At 68.5% G+C, this 22,279-nt stretch carries 16 protein-coding genes and 1 pseudogene; 10 read left to right on the forward strand and 7 right to left on the reverse strand.

What is annotated here, in order from left to right; genetic code table 11:
* The first annotated feature begins 32 nt into the window (after window positions 1-32).
* From ACFCQI_RS08820 to tatC, 4 genes are read left to right on the forward strand one after another with little or no spacing between them, the layout of a single operon-like run.
* Complete coding sequence (locus tag ACFCQI_RS08820) at window positions 33-722, forward strand: lipid-binding SYLF domain-containing protein (RefSeq protein WP_395121069.1); 690 nt, start codon at window positions 33-35, stop codon at window positions 720-722.
* Window positions 723-778: 56 nt separating this feature from the next.
* Window positions 779-1,042: a Sec-independent protein translocase subunit TatA gene (gene tatA, locus ACFCQI_RS08825; RefSeq protein ID WP_395121070.1), complete on the forward strand. Its 264-nt coding sequence runs from the start codon at window positions 779-781 to the stop codon at window positions 1,040-1,042.
* Between the two features lie 24 nt (window positions 1,043-1,066).
* The gene (gene tatB / locus ACFCQI_RS08830; RefSeq protein WP_395121071.1) at window positions 1,067-1,501 is read left to right on the forward strand and encodes a Sec-independent protein translocase protein TatB; all 435 of its coding nucleotides are present in this window, start codon (window positions 1,067-1,069) and stop codon (window positions 1,499-1,501) included.
* On the forward strand, window positions 1,488-2,261 hold the full coding sequence (tatC, locus tag ACFCQI_RS08835) for a twin-arginine translocase subunit TatC (protein WP_395121072.1): 774 nt from the start codon (window positions 1,488-1,490) through the stop codon (window positions 2,259-2,261). The genes tatB and tatC overlap by 14 nt, the downstream gene beginning before the upstream one ends.
* A 6-nt stretch (window positions 2,262-2,267) precedes the next feature.
* On the opposite strand, the gene ACFCQI_RS08840 is transcribed toward tatC, so the two are convergent.
* On the reverse strand, window positions 2,268-4,442 hold the full coding sequence (locus ACFCQI_RS08840; protein WP_395121073.1) for a primosomal protein N': 2,175 nt from the start codon (window positions 4,440-4,442) through the stop codon (window positions 2,268-2,270).
* 374 nt (window positions 4,443-4,816) lie between these two features.
* Window positions 4,817-6,010 (reverse strand): DUF3667 domain-containing protein, encoded by a 1,194-nt coding sequence (locus ACFCQI_RS08845; protein ID WP_395121074.1) that lies wholly within the window; start codon window positions 6,008-6,010, stop codon window positions 4,817-4,819.
* A gap of 106 nt (window positions 6,011-6,116) precedes the next feature.
* On the opposite strand from ACFCQI_RS08845, the gene ACFCQI_RS08850 reads away from it, so the two are divergent.
* Together ACFCQI_RS08850 and sppA are read left to right on the forward strand one after the other, a co-directional pair.
* Complete coding sequence (locus ACFCQI_RS08850; protein WP_395121075.1) at window positions 6,117-7,520, forward strand: MATE family efflux transporter; 1,404 nt, start codon at window positions 6,117-6,119, stop codon at window positions 7,518-7,520.
* A gap of 17 nt (window positions 7,521-7,537) precedes the next feature.
* Complete coding sequence (sppA, locus tag ACFCQI_RS08855) at window positions 7,538-9,403, forward strand: signal peptide peptidase SppA (RefSeq protein WP_395121076.1); 1,866 nt, start codon at window positions 7,538-7,540, stop codon at window positions 9,401-9,403.
* A gap of 10 nt (window positions 9,404-9,413) precedes the next feature.
* On the opposite strand, the gene ACFCQI_RS08860 is transcribed toward sppA, so the two are convergent.
* Window positions 9,414-9,620: a hypothetical protein gene (locus ACFCQI_RS08860; RefSeq protein WP_395121077.1), complete on the reverse strand. Its 207-nt coding sequence runs from the start codon at window positions 9,618-9,620 to the stop codon at window positions 9,414-9,416.
* 109 nt (window positions 9,621-9,729) lie between these two features.
* Here ACFCQI_RS08860 and ACFCQI_RS08865 point away from each other — a divergent pair, with 109 nt between their 5' ends.
* The gene (locus tag ACFCQI_RS08865; RefSeq protein ID WP_136257229.1) at window positions 9,730-10,524 is read left to right on the forward strand and encodes an SDR family oxidoreductase; all 795 of its coding nucleotides are present in this window, start codon (window positions 9,730-9,732) and stop codon (window positions 10,522-10,524) included.
* 19 nt (window positions 10,525-10,543) lie between these two features.
* Here ACFCQI_RS08865 and ACFCQI_RS08870 read toward each other — a convergent pair whose 3' ends face one another.
* On the reverse strand, window positions 10,544-11,488 hold the full coding sequence (locus ACFCQI_RS08870) for a DegV family protein (protein ID WP_395121320.1): 945 nt from the start codon (window positions 11,486-11,488) through the stop codon (window positions 10,544-10,546).
* A 407-nt stretch (window positions 11,489-11,895) separates the two neighbouring features.
* On the opposite strand from ACFCQI_RS08870, the gene ACFCQI_RS08875 reads away from it, so the two are divergent.
* Entirely contained in the window at window positions 11,896-14,835 is a 2,940-nt protein-coding gene (locus ACFCQI_RS08875; protein WP_395121078.1) for a TonB-dependent receptor plug domain-containing protein, read from the forward strand.
* Between the two features lie 78 nt (window positions 14,836-14,913).
* Window positions 14,914-16,731, forward strand: coding sequence for a sulfotransferase (locus ACFCQI_RS08880; protein ID WP_395121079.1), 1,818 nt, complete (start codon window positions 14,914-14,916; stop codon window positions 16,729-16,731).
* A gap of 131 nt (window positions 16,732-16,862) precedes the next feature.
* Here the strand turns inward: ACFCQI_RS08880 and ACFCQI_RS08885 are convergent, their stop codons facing one another.
* Window positions 16,863-18,500, reverse strand: coding sequence for a tetratricopeptide repeat-containing sulfotransferase family protein (locus ACFCQI_RS08885; RefSeq protein WP_395121080.1), 1,638 nt, complete (start codon window positions 18,498-18,500; stop codon window positions 16,863-16,865).
* Between the two features lie 6 nt (window positions 18,501-18,506).
* Complete coding sequence (locus ACFCQI_RS08890) at window positions 18,507-20,090, reverse strand: tetratricopeptide repeat-containing sulfotransferase family protein (protein WP_395121081.1); 1,584 nt, start codon at window positions 20,088-20,090, stop codon at window positions 18,507-18,509.
* Window positions 20,091-20,240: 150 nt separating this feature from the next.
* Between ACFCQI_RS08890 and ACFCQI_RS08895 the strand changes: the two genes are divergently transcribed.
* Window positions 20,241-21,560 carry an aspartyl/asparaginyl beta-hydroxylase domain-containing protein gene (locus ACFCQI_RS08895; protein ID WP_395121082.1) on the forward strand — a complete coding sequence of 440 codons (1,320 nt, stop codon included), beginning with the start codon at window positions 20,241-20,243 and terminating at the stop codon, window positions 21,558-21,560.
* A 61-nt stretch (window positions 21,561-21,621) separates the two neighbouring features.
* Here ACFCQI_RS08895 and grxD read toward each other — a convergent pair.
* Window positions 21,622-22,224: pseudogene (grxD, locus tag ACFCQI_RS08900) on the reverse strand (Grx4 family monothiol glutaredoxin); the annotation flags it as partial.
* Window positions 22,225-22,279: the final 55 nt, after the last annotated feature.

Genomic DNA, 22,279 nt, shown 5'->3' on the forward strand with positions numbered 1-22,279 from the left:
CGACGAAATCATCTCAAGCCTATGGAGCTCCCATGTCCAAGACCATGCTGCCCCACGTGTTGCTGATCGGCCTTGCCCTGCTGCTGCCGCTGACCGCGGCGCACGCCGAGGACCCGCCGCTGGTGCGCGCGACCAATGCGGTGACGGTGCTCAACGAAATCATGCAGGCGCCCGACAAGGCGATTCCGCGCGACCTGCTGCGCGACGCCAGGGCGATCGCGGTGATTCCCGGCATGCTCAAGGTCGGTTTCGTCTTCGGCGGCCGCCGCGGCGAAGGCCTGGTCTCGGTCAAGGCCGCGGACGGCACCTGGTCCAACCCCAGCTTCATCACCATGACCGGCGGCAGCGTGGGCTTCCAGGCCGGCGTGTCGTCCACCGACGTGGTGCTGGTGTTCCGCACCCAGAAGGGCGTCGATTCGATCGTGAACGGCAAGTTCACCCTGGGCGCCGATGCCGCTGCCGCCGCCGGCCCGGTCGGACGCACCGCGCACGCCTCGACCGATGCGCAACTGAAGGCGGAGATCTACTCCTACTCGCGCAGCCGCGGCCTGTTCGCCGGTGTCGCACTGGATGGCGCGGCGCTGCGCATCGACTATGATGCGAATGCCGCCGTGTATGGCGCGGGCATCACGCCGCGCCGCATTTTCGAAGGCGGCGTCAGCAACGTTCCCGCGCCGGTCGTGAAGTTCCGCGACCAGCTCGAGGAGTACACTTCACAGTAACTGACGGCGCGATTGGCGCCAGCTTTGTTCGGCTGGAATCGGCCTCGAGGTTGACCATGGGTTTTGACAGCGTCTGGCATTGGCTCATTTTCCTGGTGATCGTGCTGCTGCTCTTCGGCACCAAGAAAATCCGCAACCTGGGTCCCGACCTGGGCGAGGCCATCCGCGGCTTCAAGAAGGGCCTCAGCGGCGACGACGAGGCGAAGAAGAAGGACGACGAGGACGCCCGCCGCAAGGAGGCCGAGCAGTTGCGCGCCGATCCCAAGCCGGCCGATCCCGCCGCGACGCAGAGTCAGCGCGACTCCAGCGAAACCCGCTAGGCCGGCGGCGGCTGGTGCGCGACGATGATCGAGTTCAGCCTCGGCAAACTGGTCCTGCTCGCGTTGATCGCCCTGATCGTGCTCGGCCCGGAGAAGTTGCCCGGTGCGGCGCGCACCGCCGGCGCGCTGATGCGCCGCGTGCGCCGCGGCTGGGACGACGTGCGCGCCGAGGTGGAGCGCGAATTGCAGGTCGAGGAGATCCGCCGCGCCGCGCGCGAGGCGGCGGCGCAGGCCGAAGCCGCGCAGCAGCAGGTCAAGGACGGCGTGGGCCAGGTGCGCGAACCGCTGGCGCAGATCGTCGGTGAAGTCGCCGCAGCCGGCGAATCGCTGAACGAGCCGGTCGCCGCTCCCGCGGAGGAGCCCGCCGAACCCGGCCCGCAGGCCGAATTGCCACTGGGCGAGCCGACGGCCGACCGACCCGCGGCCCCGACCCGCCAGGTGGCCCATGGCGACCGCTGACACACCCGAATCCGGGCCGGAGGGCGACCTGCAGCAGGGGCTGTTCTCCCATCTGCTCGAACTGCGCACGCGCCTGCTCAAGTCGCTGGCCGCGCTGGTGCTGGTACTGCTGGCGCTGGTGCCGTTCGCCAACCGGCTCTATTCGCAACTGGCTGCGCCGCTGGTGGCGCGCCTGCCCGAAGGCGCGCACCTGATCGCCACCGGCGTCACCAGCCCGTTCATCACGCCGTTGAAGCTGGCCTTCTACCTGGCGCTGTTCATCAGCATGCCGGTGATCCTGTACCAGTTGTGGGCGTTCGTCAGCCCCGGCCTGTACAAGCACGAGAAACGCCTGGCGCGGCCGCTGCTGGTGGCGGCGATGGCGCTGTTCTATCTCGGCTGCGCGTTTGCCTATTTCCTGGTGCTGCCGGCGGCGTTCCGCTTCCTGGTGGCGGTCACGCCCAATGGCGTGGAGATGATGACCGACATCAGCCAGTACCTGGATTTCGTGATGCTGATGTTCTTCGCCTTCGGCCTGTGTTTCGAGGTGCCGGTGGCGGTGGTGGTGCTGGCGGCGATCGGCGTGGTGGATCTGGACAAGCTGCGCAGCGGCCGCCGCTACGCGATCGTGGGCGCCTTCGGCGTGGCCGCGGTGATCACGCCGCCGGACATCACCTCGATGCTGATGCTGGGCATCCCGATGTGCCTGCTGTACGAGGTGGGCGTGCTGGCGGTGCGCTGGCTGATCCCGCCGCGTTCGCCGGCACCGGACGCTGACTGAAGTCCGTCAGTACAGGTCGATCGGGTCGACGTCCAGCGACCAGCGCACCTTGCGTGCGGTCGGCAGTGCGCCCAGCGCCAGTTGCCACGGCCGCAACACGTTGCGCAAGCCCGCGCGACTGGCCGATTCGATCAGCAACTGGCCACGCTGGCGCCCGGCGCGCAGCGCCATCGGCGCCGGCATCGGGCCGGCGATCTGCAGCGCCGCGCCGGCGGGCAGCGCGGCATGAGCGGCGGCAAGGAACGCATCGACCGCCTCGCGCGCGGTCGCCTCGGCACGCAGCAGCACCTGGTGGCTGAAGGGTGGCAGCCCGGTCAGCCGGCGCTCGGCCAGCAGCTCGCGCGCCGTGGCCGCGTAGCCGTGGGCGAGCAGGTTGCGCAGCAGCGGGTGGTCGGGCTGGTGCGTCTGCAGCAGCACCTGCCCGGGCTTGCGCGCGCGGCCGGCGCGGCCGGCGACCTGCACCACCAGTTGCGCCAGCCGTTCCTCGGCGCGGAAGTCCACGCTGTGCAGGCCCTCGTCCACGCCGACGATCGCGACCAGGGTGAGGTTGGGCAGGTCGTGGCCCTTGGCCAGCATCTGGGTGCCGACCAGGATCGCCGGCTGGGCGTCGTCCAGCGTCGCCAGCATCGTCTCGAGGGCATCCTTGCGCCGGGTGGTTTCGCGATCCACGCGCAGCACCGGCACTCCGGGGAAGTGCGCCAGCAGCGCTTCTTCCAGCCGTTCGGTGCCGTGGCCCTGGGCGGTCAGTTCAACGGCGCCGCAGGCCGGGCACGCCGTGGGCATGCGCTGGCGGCGGTCGCAGTGATGGCAGATCAGCTGGCGCCGCCCCGCGTGCAGGGTCAGCGGGCGCTGGCAGCTCGGGCATTCGGCGTGCCAGCCGCAGGCGTGGCACAGCAGCACCGGCGCATAGCCGCGGCGGTTGCGGAATACCAGCGCCTGCTCGCCGCGCGCGATCGTCTCGGCCACCGCACTCAGCAGCGCCGGCGACAAGCCGTGCTGCAGCCGCTGGGCGCGGATGTCGATGATCTGCACCTGCGGCGCCCGCACCGCGCCGGGTCGCGCGCGCAGGTGCAGCTGGCGGTAGCGGCCGGCCTCGGCGTTGGCCAACGACTCCAGTGACGGCGTGCCCGAGCCCAGCAGCACCGGGACGCCCAGCGCGCGGGCGCGCACCACGGCCAGGTCGCGGGCGTGGTAGCGAAAGCCTTCCTGCTGCTTGTAGGAGGCGTCGTGCTCCTCGTCGACGATGATCAGGCCGGCCTGCGGCAGCGGCGTGAAGATCGCCGAACGCGTGCCCAGGATCACCCGCGCGGTGCCGGCACGGGCACGCAGCCAGGCGCGCGCGCGGTTGCCTTCGGCGAGATTGGAGTGCAGCACCTCCACCGCCACGCCCAGCCGCTCGCGCAGGCGGCGCACGGTCTGCGGCGCCAGGCCGATCTCCGGCACCAGCAGCAGCGCCTGGCGGCCTTGCGCCAGCACCTGCTCGATCAGCGCCAGGTAGACCTCGGTCTTGCCGCTGCCGGTGACGCCATCGAGCAGGAACGGCTGGTACTGGCCGAGGCTGGCCCCGACGGCGGCCACCGCTTGCTGCTGCTCGTCGCTGAGGACGGGAGCCGTCGATGGGGGGGCACGCGGTTCGGTCGGCGGTCGGTCGCGGCGCTCGACCAGGTTGGCAGCGGCGAGGCGCCGGGCGGCCTCGCGCCAGCCGCTCTGGCGCTCGTTGAGCTCCTGCGCGCCGAGCGCGCCGTCAGCCAGCAGAGCCAGCAGGGCGCGGCTGCCGCCGCGGCGACTGCCGGCCGCGAGCGCTTCGCGGCCGGTTGCGGTGAGCGCCCAGTATTCCTCGCCGATTGCCGGCAGCGGCCGGGCTTCGCGCAGCGCCAGCGGCAGCGCATTGGTGCAGACCTCGCCCGGCGCGCCCAGCCAGTAGTCGGTGGCCCAGGCCAGCGTCTGCAGCAGTTCGGCGTCGAGCAGGGGGTCGTCGTCCAGCGCCCGCAGCACCGGTTTGAGCCGGGGGCCGTCCAGCGTCGATTCGACACCGCTCTCCACCACCACGCCGACCAGCTTGTCGCGGCCGAACGGCACCAGCACCCGGCTGCCCGGGTGCGGCACATCCCCGGCGGGCGGCAGGTAGTCGAACAGGGTGGGCAGCGGCAGCGGCAGGGCGACGCGAAGAACGGTCGGCATGGGGACCTCGATGGCGTCCGCCAGTGTAACCGAGGGTGCTTTTCGGCCCGCCCCGCCGGCACCCGCAGCGACCCGTCGAGTTGCGTGCACTTGCTGGCCGAAGGTCGAGAAGTTCCGGGTAAGTTGCTATGGCTACGGTGTTTTCATGCTTATCCACAATCGCTGTGGATAACTCTGTGGATGCGGCGGGGAGCGCAGCCCGCGAAGCCCGTCGTGGCGCCTTCCGTGACGGCTTGGTGAGCTTTTCGTCATGAATAAAACCGGATTTTATTCAACGACTTGCAAAACGGGTTCGGTCACCGTTCACAGAATCGACAAATGCCCGTCACATCCTTGCCGGGCGTTGCGGTGCTGTGCAAAACCTCCCCGGGCGCTCATTCCGCCAAGCCCATCGCGGCGGCGCCGAGGATGGCGAACGCCAACAGCCAGCAGTAGCACCAGCCGACCACCAGATACTTCAGCACCGTCATCGGCCAGCCCTGCCGGTAGACGCGCTTCTGCATCACCAGCAGGTAGATCGGCGCCCAGATCCAGAGTGCGTTGATCAGCCAGCCCAGCGGCGTGGAAAGCCAGGGCGCGTGTGGCTCCAGCGCCACCGCCAGCAACTGGAACAGCACCCCCAGCAGCAGGCACAGGAACAGGAAGGCGTGGCTGTGCAGGGCCACGATGAGATGCTCGACGTACAGGCGGCGGCGGAACAGGTACATCACCTTCAGCAGCAGGGCGAACGCCGGCAGCATGAAGAACATCGTCCCCGGCAGGGCGGCGAGCACCTGGCCCAGCAGGCGTGCCTTGACGGCGGAATGATCGCCCGGACCGCGCATGGCGGCGAGGTTGTCGTGCATGCGCTGCAACGACCGGTTCATCCGCGTGTTGAGGAAATCGGGCAGCCAGCTCACGTGGACCGGGTATTTCTGCGCGTCCCAGGCCATGTCCAGCGGATTGTGCCGGGCCGCTTCGGAGGGCGCGCGCGGGGCCGGCAGCGCGGGCAGGTCGGCAACCGTCTGCGGCACCACCGCGGTGGTGTCGCCCAGCGCGATGCGCCGCTGCATCGCCTCGCGGGTCAGTTGCAGGCGCGCCTTGTCCAGTTGCTGCGCGGCCAGCGAACCGACCACCGGGATCTGCTCGGTCGGCGCGAACTGCTTGAGCTGCTTCTTCAGCAGGCGATCCACCTCGGCCGGGGTTTTCGCATCCTGGAAGCTCGCGCCGGCCACGGTCACCTTCATCGGCGTGTCCGCGGCGCCGCCGGTATCCAGCGCCATCGGCAGCAGGAAGAATGCGGCCAGGCACAACAGGAACATGGTGCGGAACGGCGCCAGGTAGCGCACGCGGCGGCCGGCGAAGTACTCCAGGGTGAGGAAGCCCGGCCGCAGCAGGAGCGGCGGCAAGGTGTGCACCACGCGGCCGTCCCAGTTGGCCACCAGGTCGAGTGTGTCCTCCAGCATGCCGTGCACCGGCCGCAGCACGCTGCGTACCGATTGTCCGCAGGCGTGGCAGAACTCGCCCTGCAGCACGGCGCCGCAATTGGCACAGTGGCTTTCGGTGGGCAAGGTGAGGGCTTGCGGCATCGGGGTCCCCGGGCAACGGCGCCGCCGATCTTCGCACAGGCGGGCCGCGTCGTACCCATGACCGATGGCTCGGGTAAAATGCGCGGCCCTGGAGTCAGATCGTGTCATGAATCCGTTTCGTCCCGAGCGTGCGCGCCTGCGGCATGAGGTGCGCGCCACCGTGCGCCTGGCGCTGCCGTTGATCGCCGCGCAGCTGGCGGCGGTCGGCAGCAACGTGATCGACGCGGTGCTGGCCGGCCACGTCAGCGCGCACGTGCTGGGCGCGGTGGCGGTGGGCGCCAGCATCTGGTCGCTGGCGATCGTCTGCGGCATCGGCATGATGATGGCGGTGCCGCCGTCGGTGGCGCAGCTGGACGGTGCCGGTCGGCGCCATGAGGTCGGCGCGGTGTTCCACCAGGCGCTGTGGCTGGCGCTGGGCATGGGCGCGCTGCTCTGGTTCGCGGTGCGCCATGCGGAGCCGCTGATCGAGCTGATCGGGGTGACCGCGAGCCTGCGCCACGACGTGCAGCGCTTCCTGCTGGCCATCAGCTGGGGCGCGCCGGCGCTGACTTGCTATTTCGCCTTGCGCGGCCTGTCCGAAGGCCTGTCGATGACGCGGCCGTCGATGTACTTCAGCCTCGGCGGGCTGGTGCTGCTGGTGCCGCTGGGCTATGTATTGATGTTCGGCAAGCTGGGCATCCCGCCGCAGGGCGCGCACGGCTGCGGCGTGGCCACCGCGATCGTGCTGTGGCTGGAGTTGCTGGCGTTCGGCATCTACGTGATCTTCCGGCGCAACTACCGCGGGCTGGGCCTGTTCGAGCGCTTCGAGTGGCCGGACCTGCACCGGATCGGCCAACTGGTGCATATCGGGGCACCGATGGCGGTGACGCTGCTGGCCGAGGCCGGATTGTTCGTGGCCACCGCGCTGATCATCGCCACCCTGGGCGAGGACGTGATCGCCAGCCACCAGGTGGCCATCAACATCGCCTCGCTGTTCTTCATGATCCCGCTGGGCCTGGCGATGGCAATCACCGTGCGGGTGGGCAACGCGGTGGGTCGCGGCGACGAGCAGGGGGTGCGCTACGCCGGCTTCTGCGGCATCGGCCTGACGCTCGGGACGCAACTGCTGTCGGCGGCGCTGATGCTGAGCCTGCCGCACTTCATCGCGTCGCTGTATACGCACGACAACCGGGTGATCGCGCTGGCCGCGCAGCTGATCATGCTGGCCGGACTGTTCCAGTTCTCCGATGGCGTCCAGGTCGCCGCCAACGGCGCGCTGCGCGGGTTGAAGGACACCCGCGTGCCGATGGCGATCACCTTGTTCTCGTACTGGGTGGTGGGCATGCCGGTGGGCTGGTGGCTGGCCTTCCACCACGGCATGGGCGCGCGCGGCATGTGGGTCGGCCTGATCGCGGGCCTGTCGGTGGCGGCGGTGATGCTGTTCGTGCGGTTCTGGCGCAGCGCGTGGAAGCAGCGCTGGCGAGCGGCCGCCATGACCGCCGTGGCCCGACCGGTTACGCTTGACGCCTGATCTCCGGGACCCTTTCCATGACTCCACCCCTGCCGCCCCCGTCCCGCCGCCGCAGCGCGCTGCAGCAACTGGGGCACGGTCTCAACGTGGTGCGGCTGATCATCATCAACGTGGTGTTCTTCGCGTTCCTGGCGATCGTGCTCATTCTGGTGGTGGCCGTGACCGCCGCCGACGAGCATGGCGTACTGCCGGGCAGCGTGCTGGTGCTCAAGCCGCAGGGGCAACTGGTCGAGCAATACAGCGCCGCGCCGCTGCAGCGGGCGATGTCGCGGCTCTCCGGCGAAGACGTCAGTCAGGTGCAACTGCGCGATCTGGTCGGCGCGATCGACGCCGCGGCGAAGGATGTGCGGATCAGCCGCATCCTGCTCTTGCCAGGCGATCTGGACAGCAGCGGCTTCGCGGCGTTGCGCGAGGTGGGCGCGGCGCTGGACCGTTTCCGTGCCGCCGGCAAGCCGGTGATCGCCTGGGGCGTCAATCTCGACCAGGGCCAGTATTACCTCGCTGCCCACGCCGACCGGGTGCTGCTCGACCCGCAGGGCGGCGTGATGCTCACCGGGCTGGCCAACTACCGCCTGTTCTACAAGGATCTGCTCGACAAGCTCGGCGTCGACGTGCACCTGTTCCGCGTCGGCGAGTTCAAGAGCGCGGCCGAACCGTACATCCTCGACCACGCCTCGGCCGAGGCGAAGCAGGCCGACAGCTACTGGATGGACGGCTTGTGGGACGGCTACCTCGACGAGGTGGCCGGCCTGCGCAAGATCGACCCGGCCGCGCTGCGCGACGACGTCGACAACCTGCCGCAGCACATCGCCAGCACCCAGGGCGATCTGGCCAAACTGGCGCTGGACCAGCATCTGATCGACGGCACCGCCACCCGCGCCGAGCTGATCGCGATGCTGCGCGGGCAAGGCGTGCCGGCCGGGGAGAAGCAGCGGGGCTTCCGCCAGGTCGATCTGGCGCGCTACCTCGACCACCTGCCGCGCGAGGGCAAGCTGCTCGCGCCCGGCGTGACGGTCGTGGTGGCCGAAGGCGAGATCGTCGGCGGCAAGCGCGCGCCGGGCACGATCGGCGGCGAGTCCACCGCCGCGCTGATCCGCGCCGCGCGCGAGGACCACCGCACCAAGGCATTGGTGCTGCGCGTGAATTCGCCCGGCGGCGAGGTCTACGCCGCCGAGGAAATTCGCCGCGAAGTGGCGCAGACCCGCGCGGCCGGCATCCCGGTGGTGGTGTCGATGGGCAACGTGGCGGCCAGCGGCGGCTACTGGATCTCGATGAACGCCAATCGCATCCTGGCCGAGCCGAACACCATCACCGGCTCGATCGGCATCTTCGGCATGTATTACACGGTGCCCGGCACGCTGGCCAAGCTCGGCATCCACAGCGACGGCGTCGCCACCGGCCCGATGGCCGGAGCCTTCGACATCACCCGCCCGCTCGATCCGAAGGTCGGCACGGTGATCCAGGCCGTCATCGACAAGGGCTACCGCGATTTCGTCGGCAAGGTCGCCGCGGCTCGCGGCAAGACGTACCAGGCCATCGACGCGATCGCGCAGGGCCGCGTGTGGACCGGCCGTCAGGCACTCGAGCGCGGCCTCGTCGACCGGCTCGGCGGGCTGCGCGACGCCGTGATCGAGGCCGCGACGCTGGCCAAGCTCGGCAAGGATTATCCGGTGCGCTACGAGGAGGCCCCGCTGGGCGGTTTCGAGCGCTTCCTGGTCAACCTCAACCACGAGGCCGCCACGCGCGTGTTGCAATCGTGGGGCGTGCGCCTGCCGCGCTGGTTCGCGCAATTGCCCGAGCTGGCGCCGGAGCTTGAGCTGCTGCGCCACGCCAGGGCCGGTACGCCGAACATCTACGCCGACTGCCTGTGCAGTCCGCGCTGAGGCGCGGGCGTTACTGCTGTTGCGCCTCGATCTGCTTGCGCTGCTCCTCGGCGTGCTTGTCGACCAGTTTCTGCACGTCCTTCGCCCGCTGCTCGTCCGCCTTCAGCGCATCGAAGGGCGTGCTGGCGGCAGCGGCGGGCTTGGCCTCCGGCTCGGGCGGCTTGTTCGAACAGGCGGCCAGGGCCAGCACGCAAAGCAGGATCGGCAGCGGCTTCATTGAGCGGTTCTCGGCGAGATGACGCCGCGAGTGTCCCGCCGCGCGACGCGGCAGGCAAGCTGTTGCCGGCAGCCGCGCGCGAGCACGGACACGTTGCTAAGCTGGCGCCATGAACAGCCTCCCGTACAACCGCGCGGACGCGTGGCAACTGCGCGGGCATACCGCCCTGGTGACCGGCGCGAGCAAGGGCATCGGCCTGGCCACGGCGCGCGAACTGGCCGGTCTCGGCGCCGACCTGCTGCTGGTGGCGCGCGACGAGGACTACCTGGAGCAGGTGCGCGTCGAGCTGGCCGAGGACTTTCCCGCGGTCCAGGTGCTGGCCTGCGGCGCCGACCTGGCGGAGGCAGAGGAGCGCCTGGCGGTGTTCGACTGGATCGCCGACCTGGGCGCGCCGCTGTCACTGCTGGTCAACAACGCCGGCGGCAACCAGCCCGCCGCCACGCTGGATTACACCGACGAAGCCTGCCAGGCCATCTTCGAGCAGAACCTGTTCTCCGCCTTCGCGATGTGCCGGCTGGCCCATCCGCATCTGGTCCAGCATGCCAATGCGGCGATCGTCAACGTCGGTTCGGTTTCGGCGGTCACCCACGTGCGCACCGGCTCGCCCTACGGCATGAGCAAGGCGGCCCTGCACCAGCTCACCCGCAACCTCGCGGCGGAGTGGGCAGTCGACGGCATCCGCGTCAACGCGGTCGCACCGTGGTACATCCGCACCCAGCGCTCGGAGCCCGCGCTGGCCGACCCGGATTACCTGGACGAGGTGCTCGACCGCACCCCGCTGCGGCGGATCGGCGAGCCCGAGGAGGTCGCCGCCGCGATCGCCTTCCTGTGCCTGCCAGCCGCCGGTTACGTCACCGGCCAGGTGCTGGCAGTGGATGGCGGATTCCTCTCGTACGGGTTCTGAGCCGCGCAGCGCGGCGGCCTCAGAACTCCGGTTCGTGCTCCTCGGCCACCAGGCCCAGGGTCACGGCGCCTTCGCCGACATTCACCATGCCGGTGATGCTCATCGGGGCTTCCATCAGTTCGACGCCGCTTTCTTCGCACGCCGCGCGCAGCTCGGCGTACCCGGGGAACTGGTCCAGCACGGCCAGGTCCCCGCCGTAGCTGACGCAGACCAACGGCACCAGCAGGCCGGCCCTGACCCGCTTGGCGGCGTAGCCGAACAGGGCTTCGGCGCCCTGCTCGAAGCCGCGCACCTTGCCCACCGGGCCGGTCTCGCCGCGGAAGCAGCGCAGGATCGGCTTGATGTCCAGTGCCGAACCCAGCATCGCGGTGAACAGGCTGACGCTGCGATCGTTCTTCTTCTTGGCACGCGCGCGAATGTAATAAAGGTCGCGCGGCAGCATGTAGCCGTAGGTGTGGTTGGCGAGATCCAGCAACCGCTCGCGGATCGCCGCGGGTGCGGCGCCGGCGGCGATCATGCGGGTGGCCGCGTACACCACCGGTGCGGCGCCGGCGAAGATGTTGCGGGTGTCGATCACGCGCATCATGAACGGTCCGGCCACCCCGGCCTGCTCGCGGACCTGGCGGTAGTTTTTCAGGATGGCGAAGCTCGCCTTGTTGACGTTGTCGTTGATCGGGCTGCGCGTGGCGGTGATGGTCAGGCAGAACACGCAATCCTGTTCCAGCACCAGCTTGCCCAGGAACAACTGCTGCACGTCCTCCACCGGGCAGGGCTCGGTCTCTGCCGAATGGCTGCGGCTGCCCAGCCGGCGAGCGATGAATCGCTGCAATTCGCCGGGCTTGCGATCGTCCATGAACGTTTCGCCGTCGATCTTCACCGTGATCGGCATGACGGCGATGTTGTTCCGTTCCAGGAAGGACTGCGACAGGTCGCAGGCCGCGTCGATTGCCAAGCCCATTCGCATCATGTCGCCCCCGCCATGAGTGACCATCAGAACATAGCACGTAGCCTGCCACACCAAGGCCGTCAGCGGAGCACGTGCGACCTTTTTGCGGTACGGCTGGCCGGGCGGTGGCGCGTCCTGCCCCTGCTTCTCGCGGCGGCCCGATGCTGTATTGCAGCATCGGGCCGCCGCGCCGCTTTTCACGGCCGAAATGCTGAAGCGGCCGCGCCAGACGGTTCAACAAAGGCTGAATGACGACGCTTCGCCAAGTGTATGATGTCGGTTCACATAGCGTTATTTGCCTGTTAGTATCGGCGCGGATCGGGAGCTCATGGGTCCGAAATCCATCGGTCTGAGAACAGGTCGGGTTGTACTTCTGGGCTGAGCGGTGCAGGCCCATGACAAAAATCAATTCGGAGGGTGTCGTAATGAAACTTGGGGTCAAGAAACTTTCTTCGGCAGTTCGCCTGGCGCTTTCGCTGGGTGCTGTCATTGCGGTCGGTGCTTCCGGCACGGCCTTCGCCCAGGACACGGGCAACCAGGATGCGGCCAACCAGCCCAGCACCCAGAAGGCACAGACGCTGCAGACGGTGGTGGTCACCGGTTCCAACATTCGCCGTGTCGACCTGGAAACCTCCAACCCGGTGGTTGTCATGGACGCGCAGGAGATCAAGGCCACTGGCGCGCTGACCGTGGGCGACCTGGTGCAGGAACTGCCCTCCGTCACCGGCGGCGTGGTCAACCCGCAGGTCAACAACGCCGGCGGCACCGGCGGCTCCTCGATCGGCCTGCGCGGCCTGGGTTCGCAGCGCACCTTGATCCTGGTTGATGGTCGCCGCGTGGTGAACACCGATCCGAACACGATCCCGGTCGACATGATCGAGCGCGTTGAAGTGCTGACGAGCGGCGCGTCCGCCGTCTACGGCTCCGACGCGATCGCGGGCGTGGTCAACTTCGTGCTCAAGAAGGACTACCAGGGCGCGCAGTTCTCGGCGACCTACGGCGAGTCCGATCGCAACGACGGCAAGTCCACCGGCTACTCCTTCACGTTCGGTCAGACCGGCGACAAGGGCAGCATCATGGGTGGCATCGACTACAACAAGACCGATGGCGTGGAGGCTTCGAACCGCGACTTCTCGAAGAACTCGGTCTCGATCACCGGCAGCCCGAACAGCGCGATCTACTCGTACATCGGCGGTTCCAGCTTCCCGGCCTACGGCAACATCCAGTTGCCGGCCGCGCTGCAGGCCCAGTACGGCTGCAAGAACGTGGCGCTGAATCCGGGTGCCAGCGGCCAGAACGTCAACACCGACTACCACTGCTTCGGCAACAGCGACAAGTACAACTACGCCACGGTCAACCTGATCCAGACCCCGCAGGAGCGCACCAGCGGCTTCATCAAGGGCACCTACAACCTGACGGATCATGTCGAGGCCTACCTGACCGCGTACCACAACAAGACGACCTCCGGCTTCCAGCTGGCCCCGTCGCTGTTCGGCGTCGTCTATGGCGGTTACATCTCCAAGGACAGCTACTACAACCCGTTCGGCGTGGACTTCAACCCGGATGGCAATGACTTCCGCCTGCGCCTGGTGTCCGCCGGCAACCGTTCGGCCAACTTCGGCCTGACCACCGACCAGGTGGCGACGGGCCTGAAGGGTGACTTCACCATCTTCGACCAGAACTGGACCTGGGATGCCGGCTACAACTACGGCCATCTTTCCTCGAACACGATCACCCGCGGCCTGCCCAACGTCGACCTGATGAACAAGGATCTCGGTCCGTCGTTCATGGACACCGACGGTGTCGTGAAGTGCGGCACGCCGGGCAACATCATTGCCGGTTGCACTCCGTTCAATCCGTTCAACCAGTTCGATCCGAACTCGGTCGCCGTGCTGCAGAAGATCGCCTCGCCGGCCATCAACAACCAGATCGACATCCAGAAGACCTACTCCGCCAACCTCACCGGCGGTCTGTTCGACCTGCCGGCCGGCACGGTGCAGCTCGCCTTGGGTGCGGAGTACCGCAAGGAGTACACCCACAGCACGATCGATCCGGTGCTGCTGCTCGACCCGGAAACCGGCAACTGCACCCTGGGCAGCCAGTGCAGCTCGCCCATCCAGGGTGGCTACAACGTGAAGGAAGGCCACGCCGAGTTGTTCATCCCGGTCCTCAGCAATCTGCCGGGCATCCAGGCGCTGAACGTCACCATCGGTGACCGCTACTCCAAGTACAGCACCTTCGGCAGCACCAACAACTTCAAGTTTGCGCTGGAATACCGGCCGATCCAGGACCTGCTGCTGCGTGGCACGGTGGCCGACGTCTTCCGCGCACCGACCACGTCCGACGTGTTCGGCGCGCCGATCAGCGATGCGCCGAAGCTCAGCAACGATCCCTGCGACGGCATCACCACCGCCGGCAACCCGGCCTGCGTGGGCGTGCCGACCGACGGCACCTTCGTCGATCGCGACGTGGCCCTGGGCCAGCAGAGCAAGGGCATCGCCGCCGGCTCGAAGTACTTCAACTTCCCGCTCGGGCCGGAGCGGGGTCGCTCGTTCGACTTCGGCGCGGTCTACTCGCCGAGCTGGGCTCCGGGCCTGTCGATGAGCGCGGACTACTGGCGCCTGTACCTGACCGACACGATCACCTCGATCGGTGCCCAGACGGTGCTTGACCAGTGCTATGCCGGCAACACCAAGTTCTGCCCGCTGATCACGCGCAAGCCGCTCAGCTCCAACGACCCGGGCCAGATCATCCAGATCGGCGAGCCGACCGGTAACCTGGGCCGTACCGACGCCAGCGGCGTGGACTTCTCGGTGCGCTACAAGCTGCCGCAGTTCAGCTTCGGCAACTTCGTGGTGGGCGTGGACGGCACCTACCTTACCCGTTACGACCAGCAGACGGCGCCGGGTTCGGACGCCAACGTCACCTATCATGACGCCGGTTACTTCGGCTTCTACGGTTCGCCGGAATCGGCTTCCTGCCCGAGCGGTGGCGGCGTCTGCCTGTTCCCGCGCTGGCGCGGCAAGGGCTTCGTGAACTGGAACCTGGGCAACTGGGATGCGTCCTGGCGCATGCGTTACATCGGTGGGTTCCAGATGGGCCGCGCAGTCCCGGGCTACGCCGCTTCGCCGATCCCGAGCTACCCCAACTACGTGATGAAGTTCGGTTCGACGATCTACAGCGACGTGTCGATCGGCTACAACATCGAGCCGCTCAACACCCGCGTGTCGTTCGGCGTGAACAACGTCGCCGACAAGCAGCCGCCGTTCCTGTATGCGAACAACACGCTCAACGCCAACACCGACCCCAGCGACTTCGACCTGCAGGGTCGCTACTTCTGGGGCCGCGTGGAAGTGAAGTTCTGATCGTTCGCGTCGGCTTCGGCTGACAACGTTGCAACGAGCCGCGCAGGGTTCCTGCGCGGCTCTTTTTTTGGTGCCATCGTGACCAACCAAGACATCATCGCTGCTCTGCAAACCGGCCGTCCGGACGTCGCCGAAGCGTTGTGCCGCCAGGCGCTGGCGCAAGGCGGAGACGACCCTGACACCTTGTTCCTGCTGGCTCTCGCGCTATCGCATCAGAACAGGCGGGCCGACGCCCTGCCGGTCTACGCCCGGCTGGTGGAGCTGTGCCCCGGGGACGCGGTCCACTGGGGCAACTACGCCACCGTGCTGCGCCAGGACGGACAGCTGGCCGAGGCGGCGCGTGCCGTCGACATGGCGCTGCGGCTGGCGCCGGACAATGCGGAGCAATGGATCAACCGCGGTCTGCTGCAGTTCCACGACCGGGACTTCCTGGCGGCGCGGGACTCCCTGCTCAAGGCCACGGTGCTGGCGCCGGACTCGGTCGCGGCACGCATCCATGCCGCGCGCGCCTGCGCGGTCTGCCGCGATTACCGGGCCGACCAGCTCACCGAGCACTGGCGCGAGTGGATGCCCCTGGATGACGAGCTGCAGGCCCAACTGGCGGATCTCAAACTGGTCATGGGCGATGCCAACGCGTCGCGGGTGCTGCTGGAAGACCTTTGCGCCCGCTCCACGCCCTCACTGGGCGCGCGGTTGCTGCTGGCGGCGGTCTACGAGCGGGTCAACCAGCTCGACCGCTCGCGCGCCGTGATGCAGGAGATCAGCGCTCAGGCCGGGAAGCTCGACGACGCCCAGCGACGCGACCTTGCCCATCTGTCCGCCGCACTGGAGGCGCGCAGCGGCAATCATGCCGGCGCGCGCGAGCTGCTGGAGCAGACCGGTCCGCGCCACGACTACGATTTCGCGCACTATTTCGCGCTCGCCGAGGCTTGCGACAAGCTCGGTGACGTCGAGGCCACCCTGGCTGCGCTGGCCGAGGCGCATGCCCTTCAGGTAGAGGAGCTGAAGCAGGCGGTGCCGGCGCGATTCGAACCCGGCGCACCGCTTCTGCCGGCTGCCGTCGCCCGCGTGACGCGGGAGGATTACCAGCGCTGGCCACACCTGTCCGCCCCGGAGTCGAAGGATTCGCCCGTATTCATCGTCGGCTTCCCGCGCTCCGGCACCACCCTGCTCGAGCAGATGCTGGATGCCCATCCGACCTTGCAGTCGATGGACGAGCGGCCGTTCTTCAACCTGCTCGCCGACCAACTCGCGGACCATGGCCTGCACATGCCCGCCGATATCGCCCGGCTCGACCAGCATGCCTGCGACGAACTGCGCAAGGGCTACGTCTCCATGGTGTGCTCGAAGATCGCCCGGCGCTGGGACAGTCGCCTGGTCGACAAGAACCCGTTGAACATGCTGTGGCTGCCGATGATCCACCGCCTGTTCCCGCAAGCACGGTTCATCCTGGCCCTGCGCCATCCCTGCGACGTGCTGATCAGCAACTACATGCAGAACTATCGTGCCAGCGTGCTGGCGGCGGCCGGTGCCTCACTTGAGCGCCTGGCACAGGCCTACGTCGAGGCGATGCAGTCGTGGCTCCACCACGTCGAGGTTTTCCAGCCTTCGGTGCTGGTCTCGCGCTACGAGGACCTGGTGACCGATCCGGCGGCGCAGACGCAACGCATCGGTGATTTCCTTGGCCTGGACGATGCCTCGCCGCTGCTCGATTTCGACAGGCACGCGCGGCAGAAGGGCTACATCGCCACGCCCAGCTATACGCAGGTGATCCAGCCGGTCAACCGCAAGGGTCTGGGCCGCTGGCTGCGCTACGGCGAGGCGCTGGCGCCGGCCCAGGCGATCCTGCGGCCCATGCTCGACCACTGGGGCTACACGACGGAAGGCGGTCACTGAGCCGCATCCGCGGTCCGCGAAAAGAAGCACGCCCGTGGCTTTCGATCGCAGGTCCGGCGCGTGCACGCTCCTGCCCGCCCGAATCAGGCGCGCTGGCCTCGCGGCGGATGCCGTGCCGTTTCGGTGCAGGCTCAGTCCTCGGCGATCTGCATGAGCTCGGGCAGGAACGGCGCGTAACAGCGCCACCGATCGACCGAGTGCGTGTGGACCGGCTGGCGCGCCTGCCACAGGCTGGCGGTGCTGATCGCGTGATCGTCGTCGGTGCGTGCGACCCGGGATAGCGGCAAGCCGAGCCATTGCGTCAGCCCGTCCAGGCATGTCGTCGGGTCCGCCGTCAGCTCCTCGTAGCGGATCGTTCGCACGGCGTGCGGGTAGCGTGCCTGCCAGCCGGCCATCAATTGACGCGCGCCGCGGATGTAGGCCGCGATGTCGGCGAAGTCGCAGGAGAAATCCAGGCTGCGGTCGTGGAACGACTGCATCCACAGCGACAGCGCGATGTCGCGCGCGCGACGCTGGCACTGGATGATCCTCGCGTTCGGGAACAAGGACAGGATCAGGTCGACATGCAGGAAGTTGCGCGGCTGCTTGTCGATGAACCAGCGCGCCGCGGGCGCATCGTCCTGGCGCAGCTGTGCGGCGTATGTCGCTGCGGCGTCAGCCAGTCGTTGCCGATAATCCCCGCCCTCCGTGCCGTCGATCCGTTCGGCCAGCGCGGGCAGCCACGGCGATTCGCCGCGATGGCAGACCAGCGCATGCTCCGCCAGCTGTCGCGCCACCAGGGTGGTACCCGAACGCGGTACTCCGACGATGAACACGGGCGTCCAGCCCGGCTCGGGCTCAAGGGTGACCGCGGGCAGCCGACGCTTGCGCCGAACCTCGATGCTCCGCGCCCATCGCTTGCGCGACCAGTGCGCCTTGGCCGCGGCGCGGGAATTGGCGTCGCGCAGGAAGTGCGCCGCCTGGGCGTACTCGCCGATGTCGTCATGGGCCTTGCCCAGCGCAAACAGCAGCGACGTGCGGGCGTCGTCGTTCAACGGCGCGGCCAGGTAGCGGCGAAACAGGGCAAAGTCAGGATGACCGGCATCGGCATAGCGTTGCAGCCCCGCCAGCCCCTGCGGCACGTGCCAGTCGGGAGCCTGCGGGCTGTTGGCCGCCACGAAGGCATAGCGCTCGCGCGCCACGTCGAAGCGGCCCAGTTGCGCCTGCAGCATGCCGGCGTAGGCATGCAGCCGCGGATCGGCATTACCGGCCGCGATCTCCACCTCCGCAAGGTCCGCCGCATCGTGCTTGCGCCCGCAGTCGTCCAGCAACTCGATGGCCTGGATGCGCTGTTCGAGGTCGCCCCCGGACGCAGGGAACGCACCGCGCATCACGTCGGCGACCGCGCGCATGCGGCCCTGGCCCTTCAGCAGCCGCGCCAGCGCGAAACTGCTGGCCAACTGCGCCGAGGGTTCCGCCAGCAGCGCCCGCAGCAGCTCTTCGGCGGCGCGGGCGTCGCCACGCTGGAGCAGCAGGCCCGCCTGCGCCTGACGCAATGCAGTGGAGCGGGGATGGGCCTGCAGTGCATGCTGCAGCATGTTCCACGTGCAGCGGTCGCGTTCCAGCATCAGGCGCTGGATCAGCGCCAGCCACTCGGCGTCGGTGGCGTCAGTCCAGGCCTGGAGCAGCAGCTTGCCGTCGTCCGGCGTCGACGCGGCCCGCCGCAGATGTTCGGTCAAGGCCTGTTCGCGCCGGGCGGCGCCTGAACCGGGCTTGTCGGTCGCGCTCATCCCGGCTCAGTGGACCGCGGACTTCCACGGCGCCAATCCGAGCGCCCGGCGCAGCGGATCGAGCAGCTCGGCGTAAGCCGCGGTGTGCGCGGTGTCGCGCCGCAGCGGCTGACGCACCTGGCTGGCGCTGGGCGAGCGCACCTCGCGGCTGCTTTCGTGGAAGCGTTCGCAAGCCTCCTCGTAGGGCAGGTCGCAGAAATCCAGCAGCGCACGGATATGCTGCGGCGGATCGGCCTGCAGTTCCTCGTGGCGGAACTCCAGCACGTGCTGCGGATGCAGCCGCTGCCAATGCGTGAGGCTGCGATCGAAATCGCCCCAGAAGCTGGCCAGATCGTCGAAGTCGCGGGTGTACTCGTTGTTCTCCAGGCGTTGCCGGTAGCACGAGAAGCAGGTCTCGAGCGGATCGCGCCGACAGCCGATGATGCGTGCCTGCGGCAGCATGGCGCGGATCGCGCCGGCATAGATCCAGTTGCTGGGGAGCTTGTCGGTGAACATCGGACGATGGCGCCGCCAGTGTGCGGTCCGCTCGAGGTAACGCTGGCCCAGTCGCTGCCAGTCGGCCGGCTGCATGGCTTTCACCCACTGCGGGAAAGGTTGTCCGCGCCGACGCGATTCCTCGGCCAGCACCTGCGGGAGGTCGGACAGCTCGCCGGCGCCCTCCACCCGGGAATGCGAGGCGAGGATCTGCTCGACCAGGGTGGAGCCGGAGCGCGGCAGGCCGACGATGAAGATCACCTCCCTTCCCAGCTCGCCGGGCGCGCCTTCGGGCGGCGGGTCGAACGCCTGGTTGAGCGCCGTCACGCTGGCGGAGAACGCGCCGCGATCCCAGTGCCGGCGGCGTCGCGCCAGGTTGTTGGCCTGCTCGATGGCCCGCAGGGCGGCTGCCGGGTGACCATGATCGTGCAGCGCGGCGGCCAGCGCGAAGCCGGTCGCGATCAGGTCGTCGTCGCTGTTGCGCCGGTCCTGCAGCGTCGCCTGCATGCTGGCGATGTCTTCCTCGCTGAACTGGCCGCTGCGCAGGTCGGCCAGGCCCCACCATGCCATGCCCGCGCCGGGGTTCTCGGCCAGCACGCGCCGATACTCGGCCGCGGCCTCGTCAGCACGACCCTGCATGCGCAGGATGTCGGCAAGCAGCGCACGTGCCTGCATGTGGCGCGGTTCCAGCTCTACGGCGCGTTGCAGCGCCGCGGTGGCCTCGTCGTTGCGCACCGAGCGCGTCAGCATCACGCCCAGGTTGTACCAGGCCATGCCCAGCGTCGGCTGCAGCTCGCAGCTGCGCCGCAGCGATTCGATTGCCGCGTCGTAATCGCCCGCCTGGCCTTGCAGGCTGCCCAGCGTGTTGTGGTAGACCGGGTCGTCGGGCCGCATGGCCATGGCGTCGCGCATGACGGCGATGGCGTCGCGGTGCTGACCGCGCATGCCGAGGATGCCGGCGTGCATGCGCAGGATTTCCGGATGGTGCGCCTCGTTGCGCTCGATGCCCGCCAATTGCCGCATCGCCTCCTCCACGCGTCCCGCGTCGAGCGACTCGCCCGCCGCGACGACGCGGCGGGCGGTGGTCGGGGTAAGTCCATCCAGCCGCGTTGCCATGCTTTCTCCACGATCCGGTTTGGGTGAGCCGTGGCCGAAGGCGCGTCCAGCGCAGTCCGGCTGCCACCATCGAGCGGCAATGAACGCGTATTATGCCCGTTTGGCTCCCGCCCCGTGCTGGCGCACGGCAGCACTCCAAGGCACTGTTCCATGGACATGACCCACCCGCTGACTCCCGAAGCCTGCCGCCGCGCCGCCCACGAGCGGTTGCAACGGCGTGACCCGGAAACGGCCGAGCAGTTCTTCCGTCACCTGCTGGAACTGCTGCCGCACGATGTCGAGGCGCTGAGTTTCCTGGCCAGCCGCCATTACGCGCGCGGCGAGCTGGTTCCGGCGAGGGATCTGTCATTGCACGCTGTCGCGCGGGAACCGGAGCGGGTCGACCTGTTGCAACTGCTGGGGGCAGTGCAACTGGCCAATGGCGATTTCGGCGACGCCGCCGGCACGCTGCAGCGCAGCCTGCAACTGGCGCCGCAGGCATTTGTCGCGCGGCTGCAGCTGGGCGTGGCCCAGGAACAGCTCGGGCGCGCGCACGATGCGCTGGTGACCTGGTACACCGCCATCCGCACGGCGCAGAACCAGGGCCGCTGGACGAACGACCAGACCACCGCACCGGCCGTGCGCGAGCTGGTGAAGTACGCCATCAACTACGTGAACCGCGAACGTCGCCGCTTGTTCAGCGAGGTGCTGGAGCCGCTGCGCGATCGTTACGGCGCGTCGGAGCTGACCCGCGTCGAGCAAAGCCTTTCGATCTATCTTGGCGAGCAGCCGGCGAACATCCCCGACGCCCGCCAGCAGCCGAAATTCCTCTACTTCGCCGGCGTGCCGAGCCAGCCCTACTACGAGCGCTCGCGTTTCCCGTGGCTGGAAGCGCTCGAGCAGGCAACCGGCGATATTCGGGGCGAACTGGAAGAGCAGCTGGGCGCAGCGCGCGATCTCGAACCCTTCCTGGGCACGTCCGCCGGCCCGGCGACCGGCGAGATGCTGAAGTCGTGGGGCAAGGACGATGCGGCGTGGGACGCGTACTTCTTCTACCGCCACGGCAAGCGCTACGACGACCATTGCGCGGCTTGCCCGATCACCGTCGGCATCCTCGACAGTTTGCCGCTGGTGCGCATCCGCGACCACGCGCCGGAGACGCTGTTCTCGGTGCTGCGCCCGGGCACGCACATCCTGCCGCATCGCGGGGTCACCAACACCCGGCTGGTCACCCATCTGCCGCTGATCGTGCCGGAGCATTGCGCCATCAACGTCGGTGGCCAGGAGCATGCCTGGCAGCCCGGCAAGTGCGTGACGTTCGACGACACCTTCCTGCACGAGGCATGGAACCGCAGCGGTGAAACCCGCGTGGTACTGATCCTGGACAGCTGGAACCCCGACCTGAGCGAGGCCGAGCGGGCCGCGGTGACCGACCTGGTCGAGGCGATCAGCGATTTCAACGACGCCAGCGCCCCGCCTGCACAAGCCTGATGGCGTCCGGCCGCCCGGGCCGGCGGAGAGCCGGCCGGGGTGGGCGAAGGCGTGCTTACTTCGCGCCGGGGAAGGTCAGGCTGAGTCCCTCGCCCTGCACGGTGGAAACCCAGTCGATCACGATGCCGCGCGCGCGCTGGGCGCTGGCGGGGTCGAAATGCACTTCCAGTCCGTTGGACTGCGTCACCACGTCGTGTTCGCCGGCCGGCGCCAGCTGGAAGCCGGCGCCGTGATCCGGACCGATCTCCAGGTGCAGGACCATGCCTTGCGCATTGGCCGTGCCCTGGCGGATCGCCTCGGCGGCGGCGTCGGTGATGGTGATTTCCGGCGGGGTGCGATCCGGTGCCGGCATGCCGAACACCGCATGCAGCTCGCCGCTGCGGTACATCTGGCTGATGATGTCGGCGCCGCCGATCAGCTCGCCGCCGACGTACAGCTGCGGGATCGTGGGCCACTCGCCGTAGAGCTTGATGCCCTCGCGGATCTCCGGGTCGTCCAGCACGTTGACCGTGTGGTACTCCGGCAGCAGCTCGTTGAGCGTGTTGGTTGCGGCGGCGGAGAAACCGCACATCGGCTGGTGGCGGTCGCCTTTCATGAACAGCACCACGCGGTGCTCCTTGAGCAGGCCTTCGATGCGTTCGCGGGTGGTGTTGTCCAGTGACATGCAGGGCTCCGGGGAAAGGGGCAAATGATACGCCGTGGAGATGACGGCGGGCAGC

It is taken from the genome of Rhodanobacter sp. FW102-FHT14D06 (assembly GCF_043950705.1).
GTDB lineage: Bacteria > Pseudomonadota > Gammaproteobacteria > Xanthomonadales > Rhodanobacteraceae > Rhodanobacter.

Coding starts and splice junctions, on each gene's coding strand:
- ACFCQI_RS08845 (WP_395121074.1), bottom strand. CDS start 6,010: ATGCCGCAAGCCCTCACCTTGCCCACCGAAAGCCACTGTGCCAATTGC.
- ACFCQI_RS08885 (WP_395121080.1), bottom strand. CDS start 18,500: ATGAGCGCGACCGACAAGCCCGGTTCAGGCGCCGCCCGGCGCGAACAG.
- sppA (WP_395121076.1), top strand. CDS start 7,538: ATGACTCCACCCCTGCCGCCCCCGTCCCGCCGCCGCAGCGCGCTGCAG.
- tatB (WP_395121071.1), top strand. CDS start 1,067: ATGATCGAGTTCAGCCTCGGCAAACTGGTCCTGCTCGCGTTGATCGCC.
- ACFCQI_RS08870 (WP_395121320.1), bottom strand. CDS start 11,488: ATGCGAATGGGCTTGGCAATCGACGCGGCCTGCGACCTGTCGCAGTCC.
- ACFCQI_RS08890 (WP_395121081.1), bottom strand. CDS start 20,090: ATGGCAACGCGGCTGGATGGACTTACCCCGACCACCGCCCGCCGCGTC.
- ACFCQI_RS08850 (WP_395121075.1), top strand. CDS start 6,117: ATGAATCCGTTTCGTCCCGAGCGTGCGCGCCTGCGGCATGAGGTGCGC.
- tatC (WP_395121072.1), top strand. CDS start 1,488: ATGGCGACCGCTGACACACCCGAATCCGGGCCGGAGGGCGACCTGCAG.
- ACFCQI_RS08895 (WP_395121082.1), top strand. CDS start 20,241: ATGGACATGACCCACCCGCTGACTCCCGAAGCCTGCCGCCGCGCCGCC.
- tatA (WP_395121070.1), top strand. CDS start 779: ATGGGTTTTGACAGCGTCTGGCATTGGCTCATTTTCCTGGTGATCGTG.
- ACFCQI_RS08820 (WP_395121069.1), top strand. CDS start 33: ATGTCCAAGACCATGCTGCCCCACGTGTTGCTGATCGGCCTTGCCCTG.
- ACFCQI_RS08865 (WP_136257229.1), top strand. CDS start 9,730: ATGAACAGCCTCCCGTACAACCGCGCGGACGCGTGGCAACTGCGCGGG.
- ACFCQI_RS08875 (WP_395121078.1), top strand. CDS start 11,896: ATGAAACTTGGGGTCAAGAAACTTTCTTCGGCAGTTCGCCTGGCGCTT.
- ACFCQI_RS08840 (WP_395121073.1), bottom strand. CDS start 4,442: ATGCCGACCGTTCTTCGCGTCGCCCTGCCGCTGCCGCTGCCCACCCTG.
- ACFCQI_RS08860 (WP_395121077.1), bottom strand. CDS start 9,620: ATGAAGCCGCTGCCGATCCTGCTTTGCGTGCTGGCCCTGGCCGCCTGT.